This window comes from Nostoc sp. CHAB 5715 (assembly GCF_020829685.1).
In the GTDB taxonomy this organism is placed as follows: domain Bacteria; phylum Cyanobacteriota; class Cyanobacteriia; order Cyanobacteriales; family Nostocaceae; genus Nostoc.
In genome coordinates, this window is record NZ_JAIVFR010000677.1 from 1 (window position 1) to 4,308 (window position 4,308).

General features: G+C 47.1%; 3 protein-coding genes. All 3 read right to left on the reverse strand.

The window, feature by feature from the left end; genetic code table 11:
* Positions 1-2,587 (reverse strand): cyanophycin synthetase (gene cphA, locus LC574_RS28825; RefSeq protein ID WP_229457062.1); only part of this gene is annotated, 2,587 nt, incomplete at its 3' end.
* Between the two features lie 421 nt (positions 2,588-3,008).
* Positions 3,009-3,872, reverse strand: coding sequence for a cyanophycinase (locus LC574_RS28830; RefSeq protein WP_100898664.1), 864 nt, complete (start codon positions 3,870-3,872; stop codon positions 3,009-3,011).
* Positions 3,873-4,121: 249 nt separating this feature from the next.
* The coding region (locus tag LC574_RS28835) for a hypothetical protein (RefSeq protein ID WP_229457061.1) at positions 4,122-4,308 on the reverse strand (187 nt) is incomplete at its 5' end.

Below are 4,308 nucleotides of genomic sequence, written 5' to 3' on the forward strand. Positions count from 1 at the left end.
GATCGCCGCGACTCACGCCTTCTGGTAAAATGACCACTAAGCTGTTATTTGGTGCCATGTCTAAGCCTTTATTTATCGCTTGTGTTTCATCCAAAATTGATTCATAGCGACTATCAGGCTTAACTTGGGTAATGCCTTGAATAATCAACTGGGTGGCTGAACCCCGTTGTCTTCCCCTAGTGTCATCGTCTTCTTTGACGATGATGTAATCAAAAATTTGTGCTGCTAATTTGCCCAAAGTAATAAAGTCTTCGTCGCGGCGATCGCCTGGCCCACCAATTACACCAATCCGTTGCCCTGTAGTCCAGTTCCGCACAAAGGAACCGACAGCTTCATAACTGGCTGCGTTGTGGGCATAGTCTACTAAAGCGTGGTAGTTGCCTAAATTAAATAAATTCATCCGTCCTGGCGTTTGACTAACTGAAGCCCGGAAGGTCTTCAAACCAGCACGAATCTGCTCAATTGTGACGTTTTGCACGAATGCTGCTAAACTTGCTGCTAAAGCGTTGGCAATCATAAACGGCGCCCGTCCGCCCATTGTTAAAGGTATATTTTCTGCTCTTTCTATGCGGTGTGTCCAATCACCTTTAACAATTGACAAATAGCCATTTTCATATATTGCTGCTACTCCGCCCTTTTGGATATGCTTTCGCACCAATTCCGAGTCGGGGTTCATTGTGAAGTAAGCAATATTAGCCTTAGTTTTTTCTGACATGGCGGCGACGCGGCGATCGTCGGCATTGAGTACCGCATAGCCATCCGGGTATACAGCTTCCGCTACTACACTCTTAAGGTTAGCTAACTGCTCAATGGTATCTATATCACCGATTCCTAAGTGGTCGGCGGCTACATTTAATACTACTCCCACATTTGCTGCTTCAAAGCCCAATCCAGAGCGGAGAATGCCACCGCGAGCCGTTTCCAGTACCGCTACTTCTACTGTGGGATCTTGGAGGATGACGTGGGCGCTTTGGGGGCCTGTGTTATCGCCAGCTTCTACTAAGTAATCACCGATATATGTTCCATCTGTAGTGGTATAACCTACTACTTTACCCGTTTGTTTATAAATATGTGCTAGTAGTCGGGTAGTAGTAGTTTTACCATTAGTACCAGTAATACTAAGAATGGGAATTTGGCTAGATTGCTCGTTGGGGAACAGCATATCCATCACTGCACCAGCGACGTTGCGGGGAATGCCCACGCTTGGGGCAACGTGCATTCGGAAGCCAGGAGCGGCGTTAACTTCGACAATCACGCCATCAACTTCCCGCAGAGGACGGTTAATATCCGAGGTGACGATATCGAGTCCGGCGATATCTAAACCGATAATTTTGACTACCCGTTGTGCCAGCCAACGGTTTTCTGGGTGAATTTCATCGGTACGGTCTACGGCACTACCACCTGTACTTAAGTTTGCCGTTGCTCTGAGATAACAAATAGTGCCTTTGGGTGGCACGCTATTTATGGTATAGCCTTGCCTTTCTAAGAGTTGGTAGCTGGTGCGGTCTAGTTCAATCTTGGTTAGAACGTTATCATGTCCTTCACCGCGATTTGGGTCAAGGTTTGTTTCCTCAATCAGTTCGGAGATGGTGGATCTGCCATTGCCAATGACATGAGCCGGGACGCGTTCGGCTACTGCTACTACTTTGCCATTTACCACTAGTACCCTGTGGTCGCGTCCAACGTAATATCTTTCGACAATAATTGATCGGGAAACCTGTCTAGCAGCTTCGTATCCGGCTTCAGCTTCTTCCCAAGTTCTGATATCAATGGTGATCCCACGTCCATGATTGCCATCAAGGGGCTTGATGACGATGGGATAGCCGCCAACGAATTCAATGGCTTGTTCCAAATCGTCTAAGAAGTTAATCACTGTACCTCTAGGTACTGGCGCACCAGCAGCAGCGAGGATACGTTTAGTGGCTTCTTTATCGCAAGCTAGTTCTACGCCCAGAATGCTGGTGTTGTCCGTCATTGTGGCCTGCATCCGCTTCTGATTCATGCCGTAGCCCAGCTGAATCAAAAAGCGGGCTTCCAGTGGCATCCAGGGAATACCTCTTTTTTCTGCTTCTTTGACGATCGCTTCAGTGGAGGGGCCTAAGGAAGCATCACGAATGAAGTCTTTCAGGTCTTGGATATCTTGCTCTAGTTCTGCCTTGGGATAACGGCCTCGATCAACGATACTCTGGCACAGCCGCACTGCTGCTCGTCCAGCGTAGCGTCCCGCTTCCTCATTCTGATACTCGATCACTACTTGGTAAATTCCGGGTGTGGCAGTTTCGCGGGTGCGACCAAAGCCAACATGCATACCAGCTAATTCCTGGAGTTCTAGGGCTACGTGTTCTACGATATGACCAATCATAGTGCCTTCTTTGACTCGCATCAGAAAACCACCACGACAGCCAGGAGAACAATAATGACCCTCCAGACTCGGCAGCGCCTCAACTAGTCCTTCATAAAAGCCAGGGATTTGATTCGAGGGCGTCTCGGCAAGGTTTTCTAAATCGAGGCGCATGACGATCAGCTTGTGGCGTCGAATGCTCCAATAGTTTGGGCCGCGTAAGGTCTGGATCTTGAGGATTCTCATGGGAATAGGTAGATGGAGATTCGGAACCAAAATTCTAGTTTCTTACTGGAATTGACCGCTAAACTGTTCGTTGCAAACAGTTTTTTCTTTTTACATACTATTCTCATCATTTTTCTACAACAAGAAATAAATGTGCGGTCAACCGATTTTGGATTTTAGATTTATGATTTTGGATTAAAAGAGACAATTAGGGTACTTAGCTCTCTTAATTTGAGATTTACGATCGCAAAGGCTTAACGAGTCCTTGAAGTTTTTAGATTTGTTTCGCCTACTTTCTGGCGGCATCTGCCAAAAAGCTCTTTTAATCTAAAATCCGTCTTAAAAAGTTTGCTAGGTCGGTAAACCTTCCTTATAACTTTTTGCAAAATCCAAAATCTAAAATTTGTGGCCAACTCAGTGTAACCTCAGATACTTTATCCCGTCAGCTGGAGATCCGATGTACAGCAGGTAACACAGTGCGCTGGTACAAGTGGAAGCGATCGCCGTAGCTGAGGATATGGAGACGTAAATTATGCACAGTTAATGGTTCATTAGCACCGACATGGGGTTCGTTAGTGTGGGTGGCTTCAGTGGGATCAACAATGGTGACACTGCCTTTACCCATAACTTGTAGCCAACCATCACGTTCAAACACTGCACAAGTATCTTCGTCAATGCCAATACCTAAGCGATCAGGGTGAGCGGCGATCGCACTAATCAGCCGTCCCATGCGATTACGGTTGTGAAAGTGTTGGTCAACGATTACTTCGGGAATAAATCCTAAACCCGTTGCCATATCAACTAGGGAACGATTTGGCGACTCTCCACTACCGCCGCCAGCAATCATGTGATGCCCCATCACTGCTGCTCCTGCACTCGTGCCTGCTAAGGTAAGTTGCCCCGCCCTCACACGCTGGCGAATAATTTCCATTGCTGGCGTATCTGCCAATACACCACAGAGACGCAGCTGGTCGCCTCCTGTCAAAAATACCCCACTACAGGCTTCTAAGGATGCTTTGATCTGGGAGGATTCACACTGTTCCCGTTCGCGGATGTCTAAAATTTCTACCTTCTGAGCACCCATTTCTTCAAAAATGCGAATATACCTACCACCGATGATGGCGGGTTCGCGAGAGGCAGATGGAATAATTGTAATATAAGCCTTACTAGCACCGGCGCGTCCAAAAAAAGTTCGTAGGATTTCGCGCCCATGAACTTTATCTTCTGCACCTCCGATAACCAGAACGGCGGTTTTAGTTGCTTGGGGTGTCCTCATTTCTAGCGATTTAGCTTGTAATTGCGGCATTGTGTTTCTCCTGTCAACAACTTCAGGAGCCATCGCCTTGGTGAGGCAGACGCGCTCTTATAGGGGGTTTCCCCCATGAGCGACTGCCAAAAGGGTTCCCCGGCTTGTGGCAAATGGCGTGTGAATTTAACAAGGTTCAGTTGCAGCCATGATTTTTGCGCTTTGCAACTTTTGAGAGGACACTTTTTGGAAGTTTGGAACTGGGTCAGCCACTCTCCAAATTTTCGCTTAAGCTCGCGTTGCCTCAGTCTAAAGTGTTCCTTCCCATTCCTCAAAGCCAACGCCTTGTTTTTCATCTGTCCACTTACAGCAGGGCAAAATAGTCTTTATCGGGCTAAATTGCCGCTTTGAGGTTGAGGACGAGCAGTTGAGATATCGCTTGTTTCTTAGGCTGGCTTGGGGATTACTGGATGTTGTTAACGTGTTAAGATTATTA

Bases quoted from the DNA above. Each gene is read 5' to 3' on its own strand.
- LC574_RS28830 (WP_100898664.1), bottom strand. From the start codon at position 3,872: ATGCCGCAATTACAAGCTAAATCGCTAGAAATGAGGACACCCCAAGCA.